Genomic DNA, 24,494 nt, shown 5'->3' on the forward strand with positions numbered 1-24,494 from the left:
GATGACCGACCTTGTCCTGAAAAATGCCCGCATCGTCCTTGCCGACGAGGTGATCGACGGCACGATCGTCGTCCGCGACGGCAAGATCGCCGAAATCTCCAGCGGCCGGAGCGCCATCGGCGAGGACATGGGCGGCGACTTCGTCATCCCCGGCCTCGTCGAGCTCCACACCGACCATCTCGAAGGCCACTATGCGCCGCGCCCGCGCGTGCGCTGGAACCCCATCGCCGCCGTGCTCGCCCATGACGCCCAGGTGGCGTCCGCCGGCATCACCACCGTCTTCGACGCGCTGCGCGTCGGCATGGACGAGGATGCCGACATGACCGCCACCGACATGCGCAAGCTGGCCGACGCCATCGAGGACAGCGTACGCGCCGATCGCGTCCGCGCCGACCACTTCATCCACCTGCGCTGCGAGGTCTCGGCGCCCGACTGCCAGGACGGCTTCGCCTATTTCGACGGCGACGACCGGGTGAAGCTCGCCTCGCTGATGGACCATGCGCCGGGGCAGCGCCAGTTCGTCGATTTCGACACCTACGCCTATTACTACCAGCGCAAGCTCAAGCTCAACGACGTCGAGTTCAAGGCCTTTTGCGACAAGCGCATGGGCGACTCGGCCCGCAATTCGCGCCCCAACCGCGACGCGATTTCGACCGCCTGCCACGCGCGCGGCATCGTGCTCGCGAGCCATGACGACGCCACCGTCGCCCATGTCGACGAGGCGATCGCGCAAGGCATCCGCGTCGCCGAGTTCCCGACCACGGTCGAGGCCGCCGGCGCCTCGAAGGCCGCCGGCCTCGGCGTGCTGATGGGCGCGCCCAACGTCATGCGCGGCGCCTCGCATTCGGGCAACGTCTCGGCCCGCACGCTGGCCGAGCAGGGCCTGCTCGACATCCTGTCGTCGGACTACATCCCCTTCAGCCTGATCCAGTCGGCCTTCTTCCTCGGCGAAGTCGTCGAGGGCATCTCGCTGCCGCAGGCGGTCGCCATGGTGTCGAAGAACCCGGCCGAGGCCGTCGGCCTCGCCGACCGCGGCGTGATCGAGATCGGCCGCCGCGCCGATCTGGTGCGCGTGCGCGTCGACGAGCACGTGCCGGTGGTCCGCACCGTCTGGCGCGAAGGCCGCCGCGTCGCCTGAGGCGGGCTACCGCACCTCGGCGCGCGCCCGTGGCCGCGCGTCGTTGCGCTCATGGGCGAAGATCGCCGCCGGCAGCGGCGCGCGGTTGCGGATGATGTCGGCGCCCTTTTCGCCGACCATGATCGTCGGGCCGTTGGTGTTGCAGGACGGCACGCGCGGCATCACCGAGCTGTCGCAGACACGCAGGCCGTCTAGGCCATGCACCTTGAGCTCGAGGTCGACCACGGCCATCTCGTCGGTGCCCATCTTGCAGGTGCCGACCGGGTGGTGGTCGGTCTTGGCGTTGGCGCAGCCATAGTCGAACAGTTGTTCCTCGGTGACCTTGTCCGGCCCCGGCAGCCGCTCGGCCATTACGAAGGGCTTGAGCGCAGCTTGGCTCATGATCTCGCGCGCGACCCTGAGGCCTTCGATCGACATCTTGCGGTCGTGCGGATCGGCCCAGTAATTCGGGTCGATCAGCGGCGCCGCGGCAGGGTCGCTGGAGGCGAGCCGCACGGTGCCGCGCGAGCGCGGATGCAGGTAGGCCGAGTTCAGCGTCACGCCCGCGTTCTTGAGCCTGGCGACGCCAGCCTCGATCCCCGAGCCGAGGCCCAAGTGGAACTGGATGTCGGGCGAGCGCGCGTCGGGGTCGGCATACCAGAAGCCGCCGGTCTCGAAGAGGCTCGACGTCACCGGCCCGGTGCGGAACAGCACATATTGCAGCCCGGCCCACAGCGTCCGGTGCAGCTTGGCGACATTGTCGTAGGTGTGATCGCCGGTGCATTCGGAGATGACGAACAGGTCGAGGTGATCCTGCATGTTTTCGCCGACGCCCTTGAGGTCGTGCACGACGGGAACGCCGACGCTTTTCAGGTGATCGGCCGGGCCGATGCCCGACTGCAGCAAGAGCTTGGGCGAGCCGATGGCGCCTGACGACACAAGCACTTCGCGTGTCGAGCGAATGACCTCGGTGCCGCTGCCGCGCGCCACCTCGACGCCGACCGCCCTGCCCTTCTCGACGATGATGCGCGTCACCCGCGCGCCGAGCCGGACGGTCAGGTTGCGCCGGTCCCTGATCGGGTCGAGATAGGCCATCGCCGCCGACGAGCGGCGCTTGTTGCGCTGGGTCAGCTGGTAGAAGCCGACGCCGGCCTGCTGGCGGCCGTTGAAGTCGTGGTTGTAGGGAATGCCCAGCTCCTGGCCGGCGCGGATGTAGGCGTCGCAGATCGGCAGCGCCGCCGACGGCATCGAAACCCCGAGCGGCCCGCCGTAGGAATGATAGTCGTCGGCGAAGCGCTGGTTGTCCTCGCAGCGCTTGAAATAGGGCAGCACCGAGCGGTAGTCCCAGCCGGTGCAGCCGTCCTCGCTCGCCCAGAGGTCGTAGTCGACGGCGTTGCCGCGCGTGTAGAGCTGGGCGTTGATGCTGGAGCCGCCGCCGATCACCTTGGCCTGGGTGTAGCGCAGCACGCGGCCCTTCATGTGCTTCTGCGGCACGGTCTCCCAGCCCCAGCTCGCCACGCCCTTGGTCATCTTGGCGAAGCCCGCCGGCATGTGGAACAGCGGGTTCCAGTCGTCGCCGCCGGCTTCGAGCAAGAGCACGCGCACGTCGGCATCCTCGCTCAGCCGGTTGGCGAGCACGCAGCCGGCTGGACCCGCACCCGTGATGATGTAGTCGTAGGTCATCTCGAAACTCTCAGAGACGCGCGACGGACAATGCGCCGTCGGCCTTGATGATAGTGCCGGTGGCAAAGCCGAAGCCGCCGCAGGCAAGCGCTGCCGCGATGCGGCCGATGTCGTCGGGCTCGCCCCAGCGCCCCGCCGGCACCAGCCCTTCGCCGATCAGCCGGTCGTATTTCTCGGAAACCTTCGCCGTCATGTCCGAGCGGATGATGCCGGGGCGGATCTCGAACACGTCGATGCCCGCACTTGCCAGCCTGAGCGTCAGCCCCTGCGTGAAGGCGGCGAGCCCGGCCTTCGACATGCAGTAGTCGAGCCTTTCGGGCGAGGTCATCTCGGCCGAGATCGAGGTGATGTTGATGATTGAGCGCCGCTGGGCCGGCTGCGGCAGGCCGAGCATCGCCCGCAGCACGGCCTGGGTGAAGAACACCGTGCCGCGCAGATTGACCGCCATGATGGCGTCGAAGTTCTCGGGCGTGAGCTCGAGGAAGTCGCCGCGCACCTTCGAGGCGATGCCGGCATTGTTGACGAGGCAATCGATCCGGCCGAAATGCTTCACGATCTTCTTGACTGTCCCGGCATGGCCGTCGATGTCGGCGAGGTCGGAGGCGACGAACAATATCTCGGCGCCATGCTTTTCGAGCCCCGCGACGACCTCTGCCGCAGCCTTGTCCTTCTCGCGATCGGTGATGGCGAGATCGAAGCCTGCTTCGGCCAGCGTCTTGGCCACCGCCAGCCCGATACCGCGGCGCGCGCCGGTCACGATGGCGACGGGCTTGGCGTTGGCGCTCATGCCGCGAGGTCCTTGCTGGCGATGTGGTCGGCGACGCGCAGCGCCTGGGCCGCGATCGTCAGCGCTGGATTGACCGCCGCCGAGGTCGGCAGGAAACCCGCGTCGACCACGAATAGGTTGGGGTGGTCGAAGGCGCGACAAAACACGTCGAGCGGCGCCTCCTTGGGATCGGTGCCGATACGCACCGTGCCGCACTGGTGCGACGGCGTGCGCTTGTCGAACGCGCGCGACACGACCACCGGAAAGCCCGCGCTGCGCAGCACCTGCTTGAGCTTGGCCACCAGCCGCTCATGCGCCTCCCAGTTGCTGCGCACCCATTTCAGCACGATGCGGTCGCCGTCGACCATGACGCGGCTCTCCGGCGACGGCAGGTCCTCGCTCATGGCGTAGAAATCGATCGAATGCGCCGTGACCCGGTCGAGCAGCCATTCCGGCACGGCCGGCATCGCCCCCTTGAGGATCGGGCCAGAGATGCGCCCGAGCAGTTGCACGTTGCCCAGCGGCGGCCCGCCCTCGCCGTCCGAGAGGTAGAAATCGTTGAACCCGAAAGTCTTCTGGTAGACCGAGTCGTTGCGGAACCACGGGCTCATGGCGATCACCGCCGTGGAGTTGTGGTTCATGAAGTTGCGGCCGACCTGATCGGAGCGGTTTGCAAGCCCGGTCGGATTGGCATCATTCGCCGAGCGCAACAGGAGCACCGCCGACTGCACCGCGCCCGCCGCCAGGATCACCAGTTTCGGCCTCACGACGTGGCTTTCGCCGTTGCGCTCGTAATGCACGGCGACGATGCGCCCGTCGGCCGCTGCCTCCAGCCGCGTCACGCGCGAACCGGTCTGCAGCTTGACGTTGCCATATGTGAGTGCCGCAGCCAGCGCCGTCGTCTCGGCGTCCATCTTGCCGTCGAAGCAGTTGGGATGCGCGTCCCACGGCGTCTTGCCCTTGGCCAGCCAGCGCTCGATGTCGACGCCGAGCGGCAGCGAAAACGGATGCACGCCCTTGGCCTTGAGTTTTGCCCGCACGCTGGCGATCGCCGGCTCGTCGGCGACGGGCGCATGCGCATAGGTGCCGGAATGCACGGGCTCCGTAGGGTCTTCGCCCAGCGCCCCGCGCACCTGGTAGAGCTCCTCGGCCAGGCCGTACCAGGGCTCCAGTTCCTCGTACGGAAACGGCCAGGCGGGCGAGACGCCGTCGAGATGCTGCATCTCGTCAAAGTCCTCGCGCCGGTAGCGCGTCAGCACGGCACCGTAGAACTTCGAGTTGCCGCCGACATTGTAGTAGTTGCCCGGGTTGAAGCCGGTGCCGTCGGCCTCGTACCAGGTCTCGTCGGGGCGAAAATGCCCGCGCTGGAAGATGGCGCGCTGGTCGCGGTTCTCCGGCCGGTCCTCGATATGGCCGCCGGCCTCGAGCACGAGGATATCCGCACCGGTCGTGGCCAGGCCGGCGGCGACGCTCGCGCCGCCGACCCCCGAGCCGATGATGACGATGTCAGGCGATCCCGGCATGTCAGGCGATGCGCAGCTGGCTCTTGGGGTCGAAGAACACCGCCTTGTCGAGGTTGAAGGCGAGTTTCGTCTTCTGGCCCGCATGGATCGACGCGTCCGCGCGCAGCCGCGCCACCACTTCCTTGCCGCCGAGCTTGGTCACCGCGAAGGTGTCGGAGCCTGCCGGCTCGACCACCTCGATCAGGCATTCGCCTTCGGCGAGCGACTTGGCGTTGCGGTCCGCACCGTCCGGGTCGGTCAGCGCCTCGGGCCGCACCCCGAAGATCACCTCCTTGCCCGAATAGGCGCCGAGCGCGCCGTTGGCCAGCTTGATCGGCAGCGCCAGCGGCTTTTCGCTCGGCCGGTCGAGCACGACGTTGAGCCCGCCCTCCCTTCCCTCGAGCCGTGCCGACAAGAGGTTCATCGCCGGCGAGCCCATGAAGTCGGCCACGAACATGTTGGCCGGGCTGTTGTAGATCTCTGCCGGCGTGCCGAACTGCTGCAGTACGCCGTCCTTCAGCACGGCGATCTTGGAGGCCAGCGTCATCGCCTCGATCTGGTCGTGGGTGACGTAGACGATGGTCGTCTTCATGCGCTGGTGCAGCCGCTTGATCTCGGTGCGCATGTCGACGCGCAGCTTGGCGTCGAGGTTGGACAGCGGCTCGTCGAACAGGAACACCTGCGGATTGCGCACCAGCGCCCGGCCCATGGCGACGCGCTGGCGCTGGCCGCCGGACAGCTGGCTCGGCTTGCGGTCGAGCAGGTGCCCGATCTGCAGGATGTCGGCCACCTGCTTGATCGCCTTGTCGCGCTCGTCCTTCGGCACGCCGCGGATTTCCATGCCGAAGGCGATGTTCCCGGCCACCGTCATGTTCGGATAGAGCGCGTAGGACTGGAACACCATGGCGATGTCGCGCTTGGACGGGTGCAGTCCGTTGACCGACTTGCCGTTGATGGCGATGTCGCCCGAGGTGATCGGCTCCAGCCCGGCGATGGTGTTGAGCAACGTGGACTTGCCGCAGCCGGATGGGCCAACGAGCACCAGGAAGCCGCCCTTGTCGATCTCGATGTTGATGTCCTTGAGGATCTCCACCTGGCCGTAGTTCTTGTAGAGATTGGTGATCTTGAGAAACGACATGGGCTTACCCCTTGACCGCGCCGGCCATCAGGCCGCGCACGAAGTAGCGTCCGGAGACGATGTAGACGATGAGGGTGGGCAGGGCTGCGAGGATCGCCCCGGCGAAGTGGACGTTGTATTCCTTCACGCCGGTCGACGAGTTCACCAAATTGTTCAACGCCACCGTGACGGGGATCGAGTCCACGCTGGAGAATGACGAGCCGAACAGGAAGTCGTTCCAGATGTTGGTGAACTGCCAGATGACCGTGACGACGATGATCGGCCCCGACGACGGCAGGAGGATGCGCCGGAAGATCTGGAAGAAGCTGGCGCCGTCGATCTGCGCGGCCCGCACCAGCTCGGTCGGGAACGCCTCGTAGTAGTTGCGGAAGAACAGCGTGGTGAAGCCGAGGCCATAAACCGCGTGGATCAGGATCAGGCCGGGCACGGAGCCCGCCAGCCCGAGCAGGCCGAGGATGCGCGCCGACGGGATCAGCACGATCTGGAACGGGATGAAGCAGGCGAGCAGCATCATGCCGAACACGACGTTGTCGCCCCTGAAGCGCCATTTGGTCAGCACATAGCCGTTGAGCGCGCCGAGGATGGTCGAGATGGCGACGGCCGGCACCACCATCATCACCGAGTTGAGGAAGTAGGGCTTCAGGCCGGTCGGCTGCACGCCGATCTGCGCCGTCGACCATGCCGACAGCCAGGGCGCGATCGTCCACTGCTGGGGCAGCGCCAGCATGTTGCCCTGGCGGATCTCGTCCAGCGGCTTCAGCGAATTGACGATCATGACGTAGAGCGGCAGCAGGTAGTAGACCGCAAAGATGATCAGCACGACATAGATAAGTGCGCGGGCGAAGACGCCGTTGCGGGTGGCGACATCCTGGGAGGCGGCGCTCATTTCTTCTTCCCCCCGAGCTCGGAGTAGAGATAGGGCACGATGATCGCGAAGATCATCATCATCATCACCATGGCGGAGGCGGCACCCATGCCCATCTCGTTGCGGCCGAAGGTGAATTTCTGCATGAACAGCGCCGGTGTCCACGTCGCCGTGCCAGGGCCGCCGTCGGTCATCGCCACGACGAGGTCGTAGGACTTGATGGCGAGGTGGGCGAGCACCACGAAGGCCGACAGGAACACCGGCCGCATCAGCGGGATGATGATCCGCCGGTAGATGGTCATGGTCGAGGCACCGTCGATCTGGGCGGCCTTGATGATCTCGTTGTCGACGCCGCGCAGGCCGGCGAGGAACATCGCCATGACGAAGCCCGACGACTGCCAGACCGCCGCGATGACGATGGTGTAGATCGCCATCTGCCCTTCCTTGATCCAGCGGAACGAGAAGCTCTGCCAGCCCCATGTCTGCATGACGTGTTCGAGGCCGATGCCGGGGTCGAGGAACCACTTCCAGGCCACGCCGGTGACGATGAAGGACAGCGCCATCGGGTAGAGGTAGATCGGTCTCAGCACGCCCTCGCCGCGGATCTTCTGGTCGAGGAAGATCGCGAGCCCCAGCCCGATGACGCTGCAGACGCCGATGTAGAGGATCGAGAAGATCGCCAGGTTCTTGAGCGCCGTGATCCAGTTCGGGTGGTTGAACAGCCTCACATAGTTGCCGAAGCCGACCCAGGTCGAAAAGTCGGGCAACAGCTTCGAGCCGGAGAACGACAGGAAGGCCGTGAAGATGATGAAGCCGTAGACGAAGAGGAGGATGATCGCGAAGCTCGGCGCAAGCACGATCTTCGGCAACCACTCCTGCAACGTTGCACGCGTATCCGTCGCCGTGCGCGGCACAGCGGTCGTCGTGAGGTCTGCCATGGTTCCAGCCTCTGCTGATCTCGAAAAATGTGCCCCGGCCGAAGCCGGGGCACGTCATGCTAGGCCTCAGCCCTTGGCGGCGGCGATCGCCTCGACCAGCGCGGCGGCGGCGGCCTTGGAATCGAGCTCGCCGTTGAAGTGGCGGGTCACGACGTCGTAGAGCGCGTTCTTCACCGCTGCCGGTGCGGCATAGCCGTGCGCCATCGAGCCGAACAGCTTGCCGCCCGTATTGGCTTCGGCCAGGTCCTTGATGCCCTTCTTGCCGCAATCGTCGAAGGCGGTGTCCGGCACGTCGGTACGCGCCGGCACCGAGCCCTTGACCACGTTGAAGGACGACTGGAAGGCCGGGTCCTCGATGTCCGAGGCCATCTTCATCTGCGCCGCCTTCTTGTCGTCGCCGACCTTGAACATCATGAACATGTCGGAGTTGAAGGTCACCGCGCCCTGGGTGCCGGGGAAGCGGATGCAGACGAAGTCGGTGCCGGGCTTCTGGCCGGCCTTGAGGAACTCGCCCTTGGCCCAGTCGCCCATCATCTGCATGCCGGCCTTGCCTTCGATGACCATGGCCGAAGCCAGGTTCCAGTCGCGGCCGGAGAAGTCCTTGTCGACATAGCTCTTCAGCTTGGCCATGCGGTCGAAGGCCTCGACCATCTTGTCGCCGCCGAGCGCGGCCGGGTCGAGGTCGATGAACGCCTGCTTGTAGAAGTCGGTGCCGAGCGACAGCACGACCGCGTCGAAGATGGTGGCGTCCTGCCAGGCCTGGCCGCCATGGCCGAGCGGCGTGATGCCGTTGGCCTGCATCTTGTCGAGCACGGCGACGAGTTCGTCCCAGGTCTCGGGCACCTTGCCGCCGGCAGCGTCGAGCGCCTTCTTGTTGATCCACACCCAGTTGGTCGAGTGCACGTTCACGGGCGCTGCAATCCACTTGCCGTCATATTTGGCGAAGTTCTGCAGCGCCGCCGGCACGACCTTGTCCCAGCCTTCCTTGTCGGCCACTTCGCCGAGGTCGCCGACCACGCCCTGCTTGGCCCAGTCGGTGATGTCGAAGCCCAGCGCCTGCACGGCGGTGGGCGGATCGCCGGCGGTGACGCGGGCGCGTAGCGCCGTCATCGCGGCCTCGCCGCCGCCGCCGGCCACCGGCATGTCCTTCCAGGTGACGCCCTGGCTCTCGAGGTTCTTCTTGAGCACGTCGAGCGCCGCCGCCTCGCCGCCCGAGGTCCACCAGTGCAGCACTTCGACGCTTTCGTCGGCGAACGCCAGCGGCACCGGCGCCGCAAGCAGCGTCGCAATGGCTGCGGTACTCATCAGAAACTTACGCATTCCAGTTCCTCCCGGGTTGCAAGCTAACTCACGCGTGATTGCGTGACACAAGTTCCCATTGGCCCCGCCGCAGGGAATTCCTCCTTGGCCGCGTCAGGCTCGTGCCTCCTTGGGCATCCAGTGCCCCGTCCGCGGGCCGATATGCATGTTCAGTGTCTTCGTCTCGGTGTAGTCCTCCACCGCATGGCGGCCGAGTTCGCGGCCGATGCCCGACTGCCGGTAGCCGCCGAAGGGCAGTTCCGACGCGCCGTCCATGAAGGTGTTCATCCAGACGGTGCCGGCCCGCACGCGGCGGCCGACCGTCAGGCAGGTGTCGAAGTCGCGGCTCCACACCCCGGCCGAGAGGCCATAGTCGATCGAATTGGCGATGCGGATCGCCTCGTCCGTGGTCTCGAAGGCAAGCACCGAAAGCACCGGTCCGAACACCTCCTCTTTCGCCACCGCCATGTCTGGCGCGACCGACGACAGGATCGTCGGTTCCATGAACTGGCCGAGGCCGAGATCGGCGGCTGCGCCACCGACGGCGACATTCGCGCCATGTTCGCTCGCACCTTTCACGTAAGCAACGATCTTCGCAAGATGCTGCGCGGTGATGATAGCACCAACCTGGGTCGAAGGGTCCAGCGGATCGCCGACCTTGACCTTGGCCGAAAGGGCAGCGACCCGGCTGGTCACCTCGTCGGCGATGTCGCGATGCACGATCAGGCGCGAGCCGGCGTTGCAGCATTCGCCGGCGTTGAAGTAGGCGCCGAACACCGCCGCATCGATGAAGTCGTCGAGATTGGAATCGGGGAAGACGATCTGCGGGTTCTTGCCGCCGAGCTCCAGCGACACCTTCTTCAAGGTCTGCGCGGCATTCGCCATGGTCAGCCGCCCGATACCGGTCGAGCCGGTGAACGATACCATGTCGATGTCGGGGTGGCTGGTCAGCGGCGCGCCCGCCTCCGGGCCGGTGCCGACGATGATGTTGACCACGCCCGCGGGCACGCCGGCGGCCTCGAGTATCTCGCCCAGCACCAGCGTCGAGCCCGACGTCAGCTCCGACGGCTTGACCACGGCCGTGCAGCCCGCGGCCAGCGCGAAGGGCAGCTTCTGGCTGACGATCAGGAACGGGAAGTTCCACGGCGTGATGATCGAGACGACGCCGATGGCCTCGCGCAGCACCACGCCCAGCGTGCCGTCGCCCAGCGTGTTGTAGCTCTCTCCGTGCAGGTCGCGGGCGAGCGCCGCCGCATAGCGCCAGATGTCGGCGGCGCCGCCGAGTTCGCCCTTGGCCTGCGAGATCGGCTTGCCGGATTCGATGCAGTCGAGGAAGGCGAGTTCGTCGGCGCGCTCGTCGATGATGTCGGCGGCCCTGAGCAGGATGCGCGAGCGCTCGGCGCCGGTCATGCGCGGCCAGTGGCCGTCGTCGAAAGCCCTGCGCGCCGCTGCGATGGCACGGTTCGCGTCGACGGCGGTCGCCGCCTCGTAGCGGCTGACGACGCTGCCGTGGCCTGGGCTGGCACGCTCGATGGTCTTGCCTTCGGCGCCGCCGGTCCACTTGCCGTCGATCAGCATCTTGAACTCGCGGACCTTGAAGCCGTCGAGCGGCTTGGGGCGCGTCAGGACCGTCATCACCATTCTCCCGAAAATTTCGCCGCGCGCTTCTCGCTGAAGGCCGCGAGCCCCTCCTTGAGGTCGCCGGTCTTGGCGACGAGGATCGAGCCCAGCGCCTCGACGGCGGTTCCGTTGTCTTCGCCGTTGGCGGTGGCGATCATCAGTTTTGCGACCTCGACCGCCGCCGGACCGCGCGCCGCGATCCGCGTCGCATAATCATGCGCGGCAGCCACGGCCTCGCCGGTCTCGACCACATGGTCGACCAGCCCGAGCGCCGCCGCCTCCTCGGCAGAAAAAACCTCGCCGCCCAGCGCCATGCGCCGCACGACCTGCGCACCGGCGCGGCGCACCAGACGCTGCGTGCCCGACCAGCCCGGCACCATGCCGAGCCCGGTTTCCGGCAGGCCGATCTTCACATGACGCTCAGCGATGCGGATGTCGGCGGCGATCGCCAGTTCCAGCCCGCCGCCCAGCGCATGGCCGTTGATCGCCGCGATCAGCGGCACGCGCAGCGTCGCCAGCCGCTCGAACACCCGATGGCCGAAGCGCACCCAGGCATGGCCGAACTCGTTGGCCGTCATGCCGCCCCAGGCCTTGATGTCGCCCCCGGCCGAAAACGCCTTGCCCTCGCCAGTGAGGATCGCAACGCGCACATCGGCATTGGCCTCGACCTCGTCGCAGGCCTGAGACAGCGCCTTCAGCATGTCGATGTCGAAGGCGTTGAGCTTGTCCGGCCGGGCCGCCGTGATGACCGCGACCGCACCCTGGAACTCGACCTTGATGCGCCGGTCAGCCATGGACGGCCTCCAGCTTGCGCACCGGCTTGCGCGGCAGCTTCAGCCCGATGGGCGCTTCGGCAAACAGTGCTGCGTCCATCTCTTTGAGCTTGTCCGAGACGATCAGCGGAAACTCGGACTGGTCGAGGATATGCGCCTGCAACTCGACGCCCGGCGCGATCTCGGTCAGCACGATGCCTTGAGCCGTCAGCTTCATGACGCAGCGCTCGGTGACATAGGTGATGTCCTGGCCCTGCTCGACGCCGCGGCGGCCCGAGAAGGTGACGTGCTCGACCTCGTTGACCAGCTTCTTGAGCTTGCCTTCCTTCTCCACCACCAGACGGCCGGCCTCGATGCCGAGCCTGGCGCCGGCGTTGAGCATGCCGGAGAACACGATCTTCCTGGCCCGCGCGGTGATGTCGACGAAGCCGCCCGCGCCCGCCGTCACATGCGGCCGGAAGCTGAGCTTGGAGACGTTGACCGAGCCGCTCTTGTCGATCTCGAGGAACGACAAAAGCGAAGCGTCGAAGCCCGCGCCCTGGAAATAGGTGAACTGGTAGGGCGACGGCATGAACGCGTCGGCGTTCGACGCGCAGCCGAAGGCGAAGTCGAGCAGCGGCACGCCGCCGACAGCCCCCTGCTCGATCACCCAGGTGACCTCGCCGTGCAGGCCCTCTTCGAGCAGGATACGCGGCACGTTGGCCGAGATGCCGAAGCCGAGATTGACGGCGCTCCCCGCTTCCAGCTCCTGCGCCACGCGGCGTGCGATCACCTTCTGGATGTTGAATTCCGGCACGCGGAAGCTGTCGAGCGGCCGCATGATCTCGCCCGAGATCGCCGGGTCGTAGAGCGTTTGGGTCGTCTGCTTCTGCTCGGGGTCGACGACGACGTAGTCGACCAGCATGCCCGGCACGCGCACGTCGTGCGGGCGCAGCGAGCCGTCCTTGGTGATGCGCTTCACCTGCGCGATGACGATGCCGCCATTGTTGCGGGCGGCGAGCGCCTGGTCGAGCCCGCCGAGATAGGCGCCCTCGTGCTCGTAGGTCAGGTTGCCGCGCTCGTCGGCCGTCGTCGCCCGGATGATCGCCACCTGCGGCTTGATCGCAGGGAAGAACAGCCAGTCCTCGCCCTCGAAGCTGACCTTCCTGACCAGCGGTTCGGCCGCGGCGCGGGCATTCATGGCGCAGCCTTGCCTGTCAGGATCGACGAAGGTGTCGAGCCCGATCTTGGTCATCACGCCCGGCCGCTTGGCCGCCGCCTCGCGGTGCATGTCGAACATGATGCCCGACGGCACGTTGTAGGCCGCGACCTCCTCGTTGCCGATCATCTGCCAGATCAGCGGCGGCTCGGCGCTCGACGGTCCCGACGGATAGGAGCCGCCGATGATCTTCTTCAGCAGGCCCTTCTTGGCAATGTAGTCGACACCCTTGATGCCGCTCATGTCGCCGGCGGCGATGGGGTGCAGCGTCGTGAGATCGCGCGGATGGCCGGTCGCCTCGAAGAGCTCGCCGATCGCCTTCAGCATCAGGTCGGGGCAGCCGAGCCCGCTCGACGACGACACCGAAACGATGGCGCCATCGGGAATGAGCGCTGCGGCCTGTGCCGGGGTGACGTGCTTGCCCATGCTCAGAGCCCCGCCTCGATGGCGACGGCCTTGCCGGTCGCGGCAGCCTTGACCACTGCCAGCCCCGTCGCCAGCGACCACACGCCGTCCTCGCCCGTCGCCGCAGGCTTGCCCTTGCCGGCGATGGCCTGATGGAACGAGGCGAGCCCCGCCTCGTAGAGATTGCGCTGGTCGAGCTTGATTTCCTGCTCGCCCTCGGCGTTGCGCAACACCACCGAGCCGACCGGCCGCTGCGTCATCACGTTGCGCGCGATCAGCGAACCCTCGGTGCCATGCACCTCGAAACCCGTCTCGGCGAACTTGGTGGTGAAGCCGTCGTGGAACTGGGCGATCACCCCCGACTTGAAGCGCAGCACGCCCATCACCGCATCTTCCAGCCCCGCCTGCCCCATTCCGCCGCTCTGGCTGAAGGCAATCGCCTCCACCGGATCATCGCCCAGCACGAAGCGCAGCGTGTCGGCGTCATGCACGGTGATATCGAGGATGACACCGCCGCCGGCCTGCGGCTTGTCGAGCCGCCAGCCCTGCAAATGCGGCGGCAGGTAGACGGCGTGGAACACCCGCGCCGCCAGCGGCTTGCCGATGCGGCCCGCCAAAATCGCCTCGCGCATCGCCCGGTGGCTCGCGGCATTGCGCAGATGGTGGTTGGTGCCGAGGATTACGCCGGCTTCACGCGCGGCCTTCACCATCGCCAACGCGTCGGCGAGCGTCAGCGCCAGTGGTTTCTCGCACAGCACATGCTTGCCCGCGCGTGCCGCTAATATGGCCTGCTCGCGGTGCAGCTCGTTGGTGGTCGAGATGTAGACGGCGTCGATGCCGGCATCGCCGACGATTTCCTCCAGCGAGGTCACCGACTTCGCGATGCCGTTCGCCTCGGCATAGGCCCGGCCGCGCCCGGCGTTGGTGCTCATCACCGACACCACCTCGCCGCCGGTCGCGCGGATCGCGCCGATCACCCACTCCCTGGCGATGGTGCTCGCCCCGATCAGACCCCAGCGCGTCATGCCGTCACCGCCTCTCGTTTCATCCGCTGTGCCGCTCCGCAGCTCTCGCGCACCACCAGCCGCACCGAGGCGACCAGCGCTTCCGGCTCGAAACTCCCGGCATTGATCTGCTTGAGCAGCAGCTGCGCCGCCCGCCGGCCCATGCCCTGCGGGTCGACCGAAACCGTGGTCAGCGCCGGCACTGCGGTCTTCGCCTCGATCACGTCGTCGAAGCCGATGACGCCGAAGTCGACGCCCGGCTCGATCCGGGCACTGCGCAGCCCGTCGCAGGCGCCGAAGGCCACCGCATCGTTGAAACACAGCGCCGCCGTCGGCCGGTCGGCCATGGCCAGCAGCCGCTCGACCGCAGCCACGCCGCCAGCGCGCGACGGCGCCGAGCTGATCACCAGTTCGTCCGAGGCGTCGAGCCCGGCCTCCACCAGCGCATCGCGAAAACCGCGCATGCGCTCGTCGAACACGGCCGTGTCGTTGAAGCCGCCGAGGAAGGCGATGCGGCGATGGCCGAGCTCGAGCAGGTGGCGGACGGCTGCCGCGGCTCCCGCATGCCCGTCCGACACCACGGACGACACCTTGAGGCCGGGCACGTTGCGCGCCACCAGGACGACCGGGATGCCGCTGTCGACCAGCGGCCGGAGGTCGGCCGCCGTCGTGCCGCGCGCCGGCGACAGGATCAGCCCGGCCATGCCGTGCTCGCGCATCGAGGCGATCACCTCGGCCTGGCGGTCGGCATTCTCGGCGGAGTTGGCCATGAACTGGATGTAGCCGGCCGACTGCACGACCATGTCCATGCCGACGGCCAGCTCGGCGAAGAAGCTGTTGGTCAGGTCGTTGACGACGATGCCGACGATCTTGGATTTCGACTGGCGCAGGTTGGCGGCGCTGCGATTGTAGACATAACCGAGCTCGCGGATGACGGCACCCACCTTGGCCCGGGTCGCCTCGTTGACCAGCGAACTGCCCTGCAGGACCAGCGACACGGTCGACTTCGACACGCCGGCGGCGCGCGCAACATCGACGACTGTCACCTTGGATTGCTTCAACGCCATCCTCCCAGAAGGGCTTGCAGGCGGGCATCTTCGGCCCGTTTTGCGAGTCCAATAATTGGAACGTTCCAAACTGTCAAGCACGGAAGACCGCTTGCATCGTCGTTTTCCCGCAATCTGCACATGTCGACGCACGGCCGCCGAAATGCTCAAATTGTGCACAATTCCATGTTTCAAACGATTTACCATACCAAACCGGAACGCGACCGCCGACAACTGCGTGAACTCGAGCCGATCGCGCCATCCCGGCGAAGTCGAGCGCAAAATTCCAACTTGAAATTTGGAACGTTCTAAATTACGAGATGCAGCCGATCAGGGGAGGAACCCATGGCCAGGCCAGTGAAGCTTCCGCGAGCCGACCGCTCGATCGAGACCTACACGCTCTCCGGCACGCCCACCGAGCGGCCGGCGACCGCCCCCGTTTTCAACCGCATCGCCTATGCCGCGGCCCATGTCGTCTCCGACCCGTGGACTGATGCCACGCCGTGGAACAGCCCGGCCATCGACTGGGATGCGACCATGGCCTTCCGCCATCATCTCTGGTCGCTCGGCTTCCGGATCGCCGAGGCGATGGACACCTCGCAGCGCGGCATGGGGCTCGACTGGGCCGGCGCGCAGGAGCTGATCCGCCGCTCGCTCGCGGAAGCGCGCACCGTACCCGGCGCGGATCTCGCCTGCGGCGCCGGCACCGACCAGTTGGACAAACGCGACGCGCGTTCGCTCGACGACGCGGTCGCCGCCTATGAGGAACAGCTCGGCTTCATCGAAAAGCACGGCGGCCGCGCGATTCTGATGGCCAGCCGCGCACTCGCCCATGTGGCGAAATCCCCGGACGACTATCGCAAGGTTTATGGCCGCATCCTCGGCCAGGCCAAAGACAAGGTTGTCCTGCACTGGCTCGGCGACATGTTCGATCCCGAACTCGAGGGCTACTGGGGCGGCGAACGTTTCGAGGACACGCTGGAGACGGTGCTTTCGATCATCACCGATCATCAGGACAAGGTCGAAGGCATCAAGATCTCGCTGCTCGACCAGGCCTATGAGGTCGAGCTGCGCCGCCGCCTGCCCGAAGGCGTGATCTGCTTCACCGGCGACGACTTCAACTATGCCGCCCTGATCGAGGGCGACGGCACCCGCCACAGCCACGCTTTGCTCGGCATCTTCGACGCTGTGGCGCCGCAAGCCTCGAAGGCGCTGGCCGCATTGGCGAAAGGCGATCTCGCCACCTTCCGCGGCACCATCGAGCCGACGGTGCCGCTGTCGCGGAAAATCTTCGAGGCGCCGACGCAGTACTACAAGGCCGGCGTCGTCTTCCTCGCCTGGCTCAACGGCCACCAGAGCCATTTCACCATGCCCGCCGGCATGCAGTCCGCGCGCGGCGCGCTCCACTATGCCGACATCTTCCGCCTCGCCGACCGGGCCAACGTGCTCGACCGGCCCGACCTCGCCGCCGCGCGCATGACGGCGCTGATGACGCAGTACGGCATCGCCTGAGCGCTACATCAGCCCGAGCTGCTTGTAGAAGCCGAGCGCGTCGTAATAGTCGCTCTGGCTGGCGATCTTGCCGTCCTTGACCGAGAACATCGAGGCACCGGTGATGGAGAACGTCTTGCCCGTCGCCTTGGTGCCGTCGGACCAGTCGCCCGAATTGGTGCCCGAGAACTCCCACTCGAACGACACCCGGTCGTCCTGCACGACGGGCTCGCCCTTCATCTTCCAGACTACGTCCGGCACGGCTTTCAGGAAATTGTCGATCACGCCGGTCTTGGCGGCCTCCTTGCCCTCGACGGGCTTGCCGACCGAGGCGTCGTAATAGACCACAGTGTCGGCGAAATGCTCGGCCGCCTTGGCCGAGTCATGCGCGTTCCAGGCGGCGAGATAGGCCTCGACGACGGCCTGCGGCGTGCCCTGGGCCCAGCTTGGTGTCGCGGCGACAAGTACGGCGGTCATGGCCGCGGATGCGAGAAACTGGCGGCGATGCATGGCGATCCTCCATTCGTTTCCTGCATTCATTCTTACTGCCGCCGGAACTGCGAGGGAATGGCCCGCCCTCTTCCCAAAACCCTTCCCGCCCTGTTTAGTCCGCGCCATGGCCTTCACACTTCGCCAGCTCCAGTTCTTCGTCGCCGTCGCCGAGCAGGGCACCATCTCGCGCGCGGCGCAGAACCTGTCGATCTCGCAATCGTCGGTCACCGAGGCGATCAAGGAGCTGGAGGCCGATCTCGGCGTCGAGCTGTTCGAGCGCCATCCGCGCGGCCTCAACATCACCCACAAGGGCCACCAGTTCCTGCGCCACGCCACCAAGATCCTGGCCGACGTCTCGGACGCGCGGCGCACCTTCTTCGGTGGCCAGGCGACGACCACCGGCCAGCTCAAGCTCGGCGTCACCTCGCTGGTCGCGGGGTACGTGCTGTCCGACCTGCTCGCCCGCTACCGCCGCGCCCACCCCGCGGTGGACATTACAGCCATCGAGGACAATGGCGACTATCTCGAACACCTCCTGGTCGGCGGCAAGCTCGACGTCGCCGTCATGGTGACCTCCAATCTGCGCGACCGCATGGCCCTGCAGTCGGAAATCCTCGAGGTCTCGGCCTATCGCCTCTGGCTGCCGCTCGGCCATCCGCTGGCCTCCGCCGAGATCATCAGCATCGGCGACATCGCCCACGAGCCGCTGATCATGCTGTCGGTCGACGAGATCGAGGAGAACACCGGCAAGCTGCTTTCGGCCATCGGCGCCAAGCCGCATGTCGCCTTCCGCACCCGCTCGGTCGAGGCGGTGCGCTCGCTGGTGGCGACCGGTGCGGGCGTGGCACTGCTGCCCGACCTCGTCTACCGGCCGTGGTCGCTCGAAGGCGACCGCATCGAATCCCGTGACGTGTCGGGCTCGCTCCCGGTCGTGCAGGTCGGCATGGTGTGGCGGCGCGGCTCATCGCTGCCGGCCGCCGCGCGCGACTTCATCGGCATCGCCCAGGCCCAGCGCACGGTCCGCCAGAAGTTCTGACGAGCGATAGGTATCGGAAAAACCGATATCTCCCATCTTTCGAATGAATTTGCGAAACCGGGCTTTTCGCAGCACCCTTCATCCAGGGCAACACCGCCGATGGAAGCGGTCCCTGATGGGAGGATCGACATGAAATCATTTCTGAAATCCTGCACGGCCATTGCGTTGGCGTGCAGCTTTTCCGGTCAGGCCTTGGCGCAGGAGATGATGAAGGAGGTTGGCAAGGGCGAAGGCCAGCTCAACATCATCGCATGGCCCGGCTATATCGAGCGCGGCGAGACCGACAAGAACTACGACTGGGTCACGGAGTTCGAGAAGCAGACCGGCTGCAAGGTCAACGTCAAGACGGCTGCCACCTCGGACGAAATGGTGGCGCTGATGAACGAGGGCGGCTTCGACCTCGTCACCGCCTCGGGCGACGCGTCGCTCAGGCTCGTCGCCGGCAAGCGCGTCCAGCCCATCAATCTCGACCTCATCAAGAGCTGGTCGACGGTCGACGAACGCCTGAAGGACGCACCCTGGTTCACCGTCGACGGCAAGCACTACGGCGTGCCCTACCAGTGGGGGCCGAACGTGCTGATGTACAACAAGGACGTCTTCAAGGAAGCGCCCAAGAGCTGGAGCGTCGTCTTCGAGGAATCGACGCTGCCGGACGGCAAGTCCAACAAGGGCCGCGTCCAGGCCTATGACGGCCCGATCTACATCGCTGACGCCGCCAACTATCTGATGGCGCACAAGCCCGAGCTCGGCATCAAGGATCCCTACGAGCTCAACGAGGACCAGTATAAGGCGGCGCTCGACCTCCTGCGCCAGCAGCGCACGCTGGTCGGCCGCTACTGGCACGACGCCATGATCCAGATCGACGACTTCAAGAACGAGGGTGTGGTGGCGTCGAGTTCGTGGCCGTTCCAGGTCAACCTGCTCGGCACCGAAAAGCAGCCCATCGGCTCGACCATCCCGGAAGAAGGCGCCACCGGATGGGCGGACACCACCATGATGCATGCCGAGGCCGCCAATCCGAATTGCGCCTATATGTGGCTGGAGCATTCGCTCAATCCGAAGCTGCAGGGCGATCTCGCCTCCTGGTTCGGCTCGAACCCGGCCGTGCCGGCAGCCTGCAAGGACAACGAGCTGCTCGGCGGGGAAGGCTGCAAGACCAACGGCTTCGAGGACTTCGCCAAGATCAGGTTCTGGAAGACGCCGGTGTCGAAATGCGCCAGCCAGAACGACCAGTGCGTGCCCTATTACCGCTGGGTGTCGGACTATATCGGCGTGATCGGCGGCCGCTGAGCCTTACCCTCCCCCTTGCGGGACGGGACGACGGTAGCGTCGGGGCGTGGGTGCGCCACATGGCGCATCTACCCCCACCCGCGCCTTCGGCGCGACCTTCCCAAAAGGGGGAGGTCGGCCATGTCATCGCCTTGCCCTTCTCCCGGTTTCGACCGGAGAAGGTGCCGGCAGGCGGATGAGGGGCGGCGCCCCTCTGCATCTGAAGAGTCGGACAACGACATGACCCCAGCTGTCTCATTCCAGAAAGTCTCGCGTCACTTCGGCGCCGTGCGCGCCGTCGACGCGGTCGACCTCGAAATCAAGCCGGGCGAGTTCTTCGCCATGCTGGGGCCGTCGGGGTCCGGCAAGACCACTTGTCTCAGGCTGATCGCCGGCTTCGAGCAGCCGACGTCGGGCAGCATCTCGATCTTCGGCGAACGCGCCGAGGGCGTGCCGCCCTACCGGCGCAACGTCAACACCGTGTTCCAGGACTACGCGCTGTTCCCGCATCTCAACGTGCTCGACAACGTCGCCTACGGGCTGATGGTCAAGGGCGTCGGCAAGGAACAGCGCCTGAGCGAGGCCGAAGATGCGCTCAAGCTTGTGCAGCTGCCCGGCTACGGCGGCCGCAAGCCGGGACAGCTTTCGGGCGGCCAGCGGCAGCGCGTGGCGCTCGCCCGCGCCCTCGTCAACAAGCCCAAGGTGCTGCTCCTCGACGAACCGCTCGGGGCGCTGGACCTCAAGCTGCGCGAGAACATGCAGGAAGAGCTCAAGGCGCTGCAGAAGGCGCTCGGCATCACCTTCGTCTTCGTCACGCACGACCAGGGCGAGGCGCTGTCGATGGCCGACCGCGTCGCCGTGTTCAACGACGGCCGCATCATGCAGGTCGGCACGCCGGAGGAGATCTACCAGCGCCCGGCCTCGCGTTTCGTCGCCGACTTCGTTGGCTCGTCCAACGTGCTGCCGCCGGATTTCGTGCAGCGCCACGCGGGCCAGCGCCGCTGGGGCAGCCTGCGTCCGGAATCAATCCGCGTGATGCGCCAGGCGAGCGGCGACGGCGTTGCCGCCCGCGTGCTGTCGCGCCACTATCTGGGTGCCGCGACCAAACTCGCGCTGGATGCCGACGGGCTCAGGCTGCATGCCTCCCTCCCCGCTGGGGCTTCTGTCCCCGACGACGGCGAGCATGTGGTGCTCGCTTTCAGCCGCGACCAGCTCCACCTCATGGAGGAGCAGGCATGAGCGTCGAGGCCGTGACAGGCGCCACCGGCACCGCCGCGATCCTGCCCAAGCGGGGCGGCATCGCCGGGGCGCTGTCGGACCTGCTCTGGCGCCGGCCCGGGCTGCTCCTCCTGCTCATGCTCGCGCCGCCGCTGCTCTGGCTCGGCATCGTCTATATCGGCTCGCTCTTGGCGCTGCTCGCGCAGAGCTTCTTCTCGATCGACGAATATTCCGGCCTGATCAACCGCGAGTTCACGCTCAAGACCTATGGCGACCTGCTGCAGGCGGCCAATGTCGACATCATCGTGCGCACGGTGACGATGGCGGTGCTGGTGACGCTCGCCTCGGCGGCCATCGCCTTCCCCATCGCCTACTACGCGGCGCGCTATGCCCGCGGCACCTGGAAGGCGCTGTTCTATCTCGGCGTCATGCTGCCCCTGTGGTCGAGCTACCTGGTCAAGGTCTACGCCTGGAAGCTGATCCTCGCCAAGGAAGGCATCCTCACCTGGCTGTTCGCCAAGCTGCAGCTGTCGTGGCTGCTCGACGGCTGGCTGTCGCTGCCGATCGTCGGCGGCAACTCGCTGTCGGTCTCCTTCACCGGCACCTTCATCGTCTTCGTCTATGTCTGGCTGCCCTTCATGATCCTGCCGATCCAGGCGGCGCTCGAGCGGGTGCCCGGCAACCTGGTCGAGGCCTCGTCCGACCTCGGCGCCTCGCCCGGCCAGACCTTCAGGAACGTCATCTTCCCGCTCGCCCTGCCGGGCATCGTCGCCGGCTCGATCTTCACCTTCTCGCTGACGCTCGGCGACTACATCATCCCGCAGATCATCGGCACGTCGCGGCTGTTCATCGGCCAGGCCGTCTACGCCCAGCAGGGCACCGCCGGCAACATCCCGCTCGCCGCCGCCTTCACAGTGGTGCCCATCGTCATCATGGGCTTCTACCTCTGGGGCGCCAAACGCATGGGAGCCTTCGATGCGCTGTGAGCCCATTCTCTGTTCGGTGGAAGCACCCCCACTCCGTCGTCCCCTCGACAAGCTCGGGGTCGACACCTCTCCCCCTGCCCGGGGGAGAGGAAGGGCGCCGAGCGCGCCATCGCCTCTTCCTCTCCCCCGTCGATCGGGGGAGAGGTGGTTTGCGCAGCAAACCGGAGTGGGGGTCGACCATATGGCGCAGGAGGCTGCCCATGCGCTCTGACCGTTCGCAATCGGCCCCGCGGGGCCTCAAGATCGCGGCTGCCGCAGGGCTCGCCTTCCTGCACCTGCCGATCCTGCTCATCTTCGTCTACGCCTTCACGACCGAGGAGAAGAGCTACCAGTGGCCGCCGCCGGGCTTCACCACCCAGTGGTTCGGGGTGACCTGGGGACGGCCCGACGTCTGGCAGGCGCTCGGCCTGTCGGTGCAGGTGGCGGCGATCTCGACGACGATAGCACTGGTGCTCGGCACGCTCTGCGCCGCGGCCGTCAGCCAGACGCGGTTCTTCGGCCGCGAGGCGATCTCGCTGCTCGTCATCCTGCCGATCGCCCTGCCCGGCATCATCACCGGCATCGCCCTGCGCTCGGCCTTCAGCCTGGCGGAGATCCCGTTCTCGTTCTGGACGATCGTGCTCGGCCACGCGACCTTCTGCGTCGTGGTCGTCTACAACAACGCCGTCGCCCGCTTCCGCCGCACCTCGGGTTCGCTGATCGAGGCCTCGATGGACCTCGGCGCCGACGGCTTCCAGACGTTCCGGCACGTGATCCTGCCGAACATCGGCACGGCGCTGCTCGCCGGCGGCATGCTCGCCTTCGCGCTGTCCTTCGACGAGGTCATCGTCACCACCTTCACCGCCGGCCAGCAGGAGACCGTGCCGATCTGGATGCTCGAGGAACTGGTCAGGCCGCGCCAGAGGCCGGTCACCAACGTCGTCGCCATGGTCGTCGTGCTCGTCACGCTGCTGCCGATCCTCGCCGCCTACTACCTGACCCGCGAAGGCGACCAGATCGCCGGAGCCGGCAAATAAGATTCGAAAGGGAGAGCTCACATGGACACCCAAATGCTGATCGGCTCGAAGTTCGAGCGCGGAACCGAAACCGAGGAGGCGATCCTCAACCCGCGCACCGGCGAGACGATCCTGAACCTGCCCGAGGCTTCGCCGGCGCAGATCGAGGCGGCGGTCGCTGCCGCCGAAAAGGCCTTCGTGACCTGGTCGAAGACCACGCCCGCCCAGCGCTCGGGCTACCTGCTCAAGATCGCCGACCGTATCGAGGCCGAGGCCGCCGAATTCGCCCGCCTCGAGGCGCTCAACTGCGGCAAGCCGATCAACGCCGTGCTCAACGACGAGATCCCGGCGATCGTCGACTGCTACCGCTTCTTCGCAGGCGCGGTGCGCTCGATGCCCGGCCTCGTCGCCGGCGAATACCTGCCCGGCCACACCTCGATGATCCGGCGCGACCCGGTCGGCGTCGTCGCGTCCATCGCGCCGTGGAACTATCCGCTGATGATGATGGCCTGGAAGCTGGCGCCCGCCATCGGCGGCGGCAACACGGTCGTCTTCAAGCCTTCCGAACAGACGCCGCTGACGGCGCTGAAGCTCGCGAGGATCCTCGCCGACGTACTGCCCGAGGGCGTGGTCAACGTCGTGCTCGGGCGCGGCGAAAGCGTCGGCAACACGCTGATCAACCATGCCAAGGTCGGCATGATCTCGATCACCGGCGACGTCGCCACCGGCAAGAAGGTGCTGCAGGCGGCGGCCAAGTCGGTCAAGCGCACCCATCTCGAACTCGGCGGCAAGGCCCCCGTCATCGTCTTCGACGATGCCGATGTCGATGCGGTGGTCACCGGCCTGCGCGCCTTCGGCTACTACAATGCCGGCCAGGACTGCACCGCCGCCTGCCGCGTCTACGCCGGCAAGAAGATCTACGACAAGCTCGTCGCCGACCTGTCGTCGGCCGTCTCGACCATCCGCTACGGCCGGGCCGACGACACCGAGAACGAGATCGGGCCGCTGATCTCGCGCCGCCAGCGCGACCGCGTCGCCTCCTTCGTCGAGCGCGCCTCCGAGCTCAAGCACATCGACATCACCACCGGCGGACATCCGGGCGACGGCGGCGGCTTCTATTACCAGCCGACGGTGGTGGCGGGCGCCCTTCAGGAGGACGAGATCGTCCGCCGCGAGGTGTTCGGCCCGGTGGTCTCGGTGACCCGCTTCTCGGATGTCGACGAGGCGGTCGGCTGGGCCAACGACAGCGACTACGGCCTGGCGTCTTCGGTGTGGACCAGGGACATCTCGCGCGCCATGGCGACCGCCGCCCGGCTGCAATATGGCTGCACCTGGATCAACACCCACTTCATGCTGACCAACGAGATGCCGCATGGCGGGCTCAAGCAGTCCGGCTACGGCAAGGACATGTCGGTCTATGCGCTGGAGGATTATACCGCCGTCCGCCATGTGATGATCGCGCACGGGTAGGCGCGAGGTGGAAGAAGAACGCTGTCCCCTCGCCCCGTTTTCGGGGAGAGGGTGGCCGCGAAGCGGCCGGGTGAGGGGCAGAACCAAACTGCCCGCTCTCATTCCTTCCCACCCCCCTCTGTCCTGCCGGCGTTCGTCGTTCGAAAAGCCAAGCAATTGGCTTTTCGTCGCCTTCGGCGACCA

The 24,494-nt window shown here is 66.7% G+C and carries 21 protein-coding genes; 8 read left to right on the plus strand and 13 right to left on the minus strand.

Translation table 11 applies throughout. From position 1 onward, the window contains the following. Position 1: 1 nt before the first annotated feature. Entirely contained in the window at positions 2–1,138 is a 1,137-nt protein-coding gene (locus PV773_RS09190) for an alpha-D-ribose 1-methylphosphonate 5-triphosphate diphosphatase (protein ID WP_347966057.1), read from the plus strand. Between the two features lie 6 nt (positions 1,139–1,144). Here the strand turns inward: PV773_RS09190 and PV773_RS09195 are convergent, their stop codons facing one another. The 12 genes from PV773_RS09195 to PV773_RS09250 form a co-directional block, all read right to left on the minus strand. Then, on the minus strand, positions 1,145–2,800 hold the full coding sequence (locus PV773_RS09195; protein WP_347966058.1) for a GMC family oxidoreductase N-terminal domain-containing protein: 1,656 nt from the start codon (positions 2,798–2,800) through the stop codon (positions 1,145–1,147). Between the two features lie 10 nt (positions 2,801–2,810). Continuing rightward, entirely contained in the window at positions 2,811–3,587 is a 777-nt protein-coding gene (locus tag PV773_RS09200) for a 3-ketoacyl-ACP reductase (RefSeq protein ID WP_347966059.1), read from the minus strand. Next, a complete protein-coding gene (locus PV773_RS09205) occupies positions 3,584–5,089 on the minus strand; it encodes a GMC family oxidoreductase (RefSeq protein ID WP_347966060.1) in 1,506 nt (501 codons plus the stop codon). The genes PV773_RS09200 and PV773_RS09205 overlap by 4 nt, the downstream gene beginning before the upstream one ends. Before the next feature lies 1 nt (position 5,090). After that, a complete protein-coding gene (locus PV773_RS09210) occupies positions 5,091–6,206 on the minus strand; it encodes an ABC transporter ATP-binding protein (RefSeq protein ID WP_347966061.1) in 1,116 nt (371 codons plus the stop codon). A 4-nt stretch (positions 6,207–6,210) separates the two neighbouring features. Further along, positions 6,211–7,092 (minus strand): carbohydrate ABC transporter permease, encoded by an 882-nt coding sequence (locus PV773_RS09215; protein WP_347966062.1) that lies wholly within the window; start codon positions 7,090–7,092, stop codon positions 6,211–6,213. Continuing rightward, positions 7,089–8,009, minus strand: a complete 921-nt coding sequence (locus tag PV773_RS09220; protein ID WP_347966063.1) for a sugar ABC transporter permease — start codon at positions 8,007–8,009, stop codon at positions 7,089–7,091. The genes PV773_RS09215 and PV773_RS09220 overlap by 4 nt, the downstream gene beginning before the upstream one ends. 66 nt (positions 8,010–8,075) lie before the next feature. Then, on the minus strand, positions 8,076–9,329 hold the full coding sequence (locus PV773_RS09225; RefSeq protein ID WP_347966064.1) for an ABC transporter substrate-binding protein: 1,254 nt from the start codon (positions 9,327–9,329) through the stop codon (positions 8,076–8,078). A 93-nt stretch (positions 9,330–9,422) separates the two neighbouring features. Then, positions 9,423–10,943: an aldehyde dehydrogenase family protein gene (locus PV773_RS09230; protein ID WP_347966065.1), complete on the minus strand. Its 1,521-nt coding sequence runs from the start codon at positions 10,941–10,943 to the stop codon at positions 9,423–9,425. Beyond that, the gene (locus PV773_RS09235) at positions 10,943–11,722 is read right to left on the minus strand and encodes an enoyl-CoA hydratase/isomerase family protein (RefSeq protein ID WP_347966066.1); all 780 of its coding nucleotides are present in this window, start codon (positions 11,720–11,722) and stop codon (positions 10,943–10,945) included. Before PV773_RS09235 ends, PV773_RS09230 begins: the two co-directional genes overlap by 1 nt. Then, the gene (locus PV773_RS09240) at positions 11,715–13,325 is read right to left on the minus strand and encodes an acyl CoA:acetate/3-ketoacid CoA transferase (protein ID WP_347966067.1); all 1,611 of its coding nucleotides are present in this window, start codon (positions 13,323–13,325) and stop codon (positions 11,715–11,717) included. The genes PV773_RS09235 and PV773_RS09240 overlap by 8 nt, the downstream gene beginning before the upstream one ends. Positions 13,326–13,327: 2 nt before the next feature. Further along, positions 13,328–14,329, minus strand: coding sequence for a Gfo/Idh/MocA family oxidoreductase (locus PV773_RS09245; RefSeq protein WP_347966068.1), 1,002 nt, complete (start codon positions 14,327–14,329; stop codon positions 13,328–13,330). Beyond that, entirely contained in the window at positions 14,326–15,369 is a 1,044-nt protein-coding gene (locus tag PV773_RS09250; RefSeq protein ID WP_347966069.1) for a LacI family DNA-binding transcriptional regulator, read from the minus strand. Before PV773_RS09250 ends, PV773_RS09245 begins: the two co-directional genes overlap by 4 nt. A gap of 330 nt (positions 15,370–15,699) precedes the next feature. Here PV773_RS09250 and PV773_RS09255 point away from each other — a divergent pair, with 330 nt between their 5' ends. Next, the gene (locus PV773_RS09255) at positions 15,700–16,866 is read left to right on the plus strand and encodes a dihydrodipicolinate synthase family protein (protein WP_347966070.1); all 1,167 of its coding nucleotides are present in this window, start codon (positions 15,700–15,702) and stop codon (positions 16,864–16,866) included. 3 nt (positions 16,867–16,869) lie between these two features. Here PV773_RS09255 and PV773_RS09260 read toward each other — a convergent pair whose 3' ends face one another. Further along, positions 16,870–17,322, minus strand: coding sequence for an ester cyclase (locus PV773_RS09260; protein WP_347966071.1), 453 nt, complete (start codon positions 17,320–17,322; stop codon positions 16,870–16,872). 139 nt (positions 17,323–17,461) lie between these two features. Between PV773_RS09260 and PV773_RS09265 the strand changes: the two genes are divergently transcribed. The 6 genes from PV773_RS09265 to PV773_RS09290 all read left to right on the plus strand — a co-directional run bounded on the left by PV773_RS09265 (position 17,462) and on the right by PV773_RS09290 (position 24,311). After that, the gene (locus PV773_RS09265) at positions 17,462–18,373 is read left to right on the plus strand and encodes a LysR family transcriptional regulator (protein ID WP_347966072.1); all 912 of its coding nucleotides are present in this window, start codon (positions 17,462–17,464) and stop codon (positions 18,371–18,373) included. Between the two features lie 129 nt (positions 18,374–18,502). Continuing rightward, entirely contained in the window at positions 18,503–19,663 is a 1,161-nt protein-coding gene (locus PV773_RS09270) for an ABC transporter substrate-binding protein (RefSeq protein WP_347966073.1), read from the plus strand. Positions 19,664–19,882: 219 nt separating this feature from the next. Then, positions 19,883–20,881: an ABC transporter ATP-binding protein gene (locus tag PV773_RS09275; RefSeq protein WP_347966074.1), complete on the plus strand. Its 999-nt coding sequence runs from the start codon at positions 19,883–19,885 to the stop codon at positions 20,879–20,881. Further along, on the plus strand, positions 20,878–21,846 hold the full coding sequence (locus PV773_RS09280; protein WP_347966075.1) for an ABC transporter permease: 969 nt from the start codon (positions 20,878–20,880) through the stop codon (positions 21,844–21,846). The genes PV773_RS09275 and PV773_RS09280 overlap by 4 nt, the downstream gene beginning before the upstream one ends. 200 nt (positions 21,847–22,046) lie before the next feature. After that, positions 22,047–22,862: an ABC transporter permease gene (locus tag PV773_RS09285; protein ID WP_340036600.1), complete on the plus strand. Its 816-nt coding sequence runs from the start codon at positions 22,047–22,049 to the stop codon at positions 22,860–22,862. 21 nt (positions 22,863–22,883) lie between these two features. Continuing rightward, complete coding sequence (locus PV773_RS09290) at positions 22,884–24,311, plus strand: gamma-aminobutyraldehyde dehydrogenase (RefSeq protein ID WP_347966076.1); 1,428 nt, start codon at positions 22,884–22,886, stop codon at positions 24,309–24,311. The last annotated feature ends 183 nt before the right edge of the window (positions 24,312–24,494 follow it).

Source organism: Mesorhizobium sp. CC13, assembly GCF_039907765.1.
Lineage (GTDB): Bacteria > Pseudomonadota > Alphaproteobacteria > Rhizobiales > Rhizobiaceae > Aminobacter.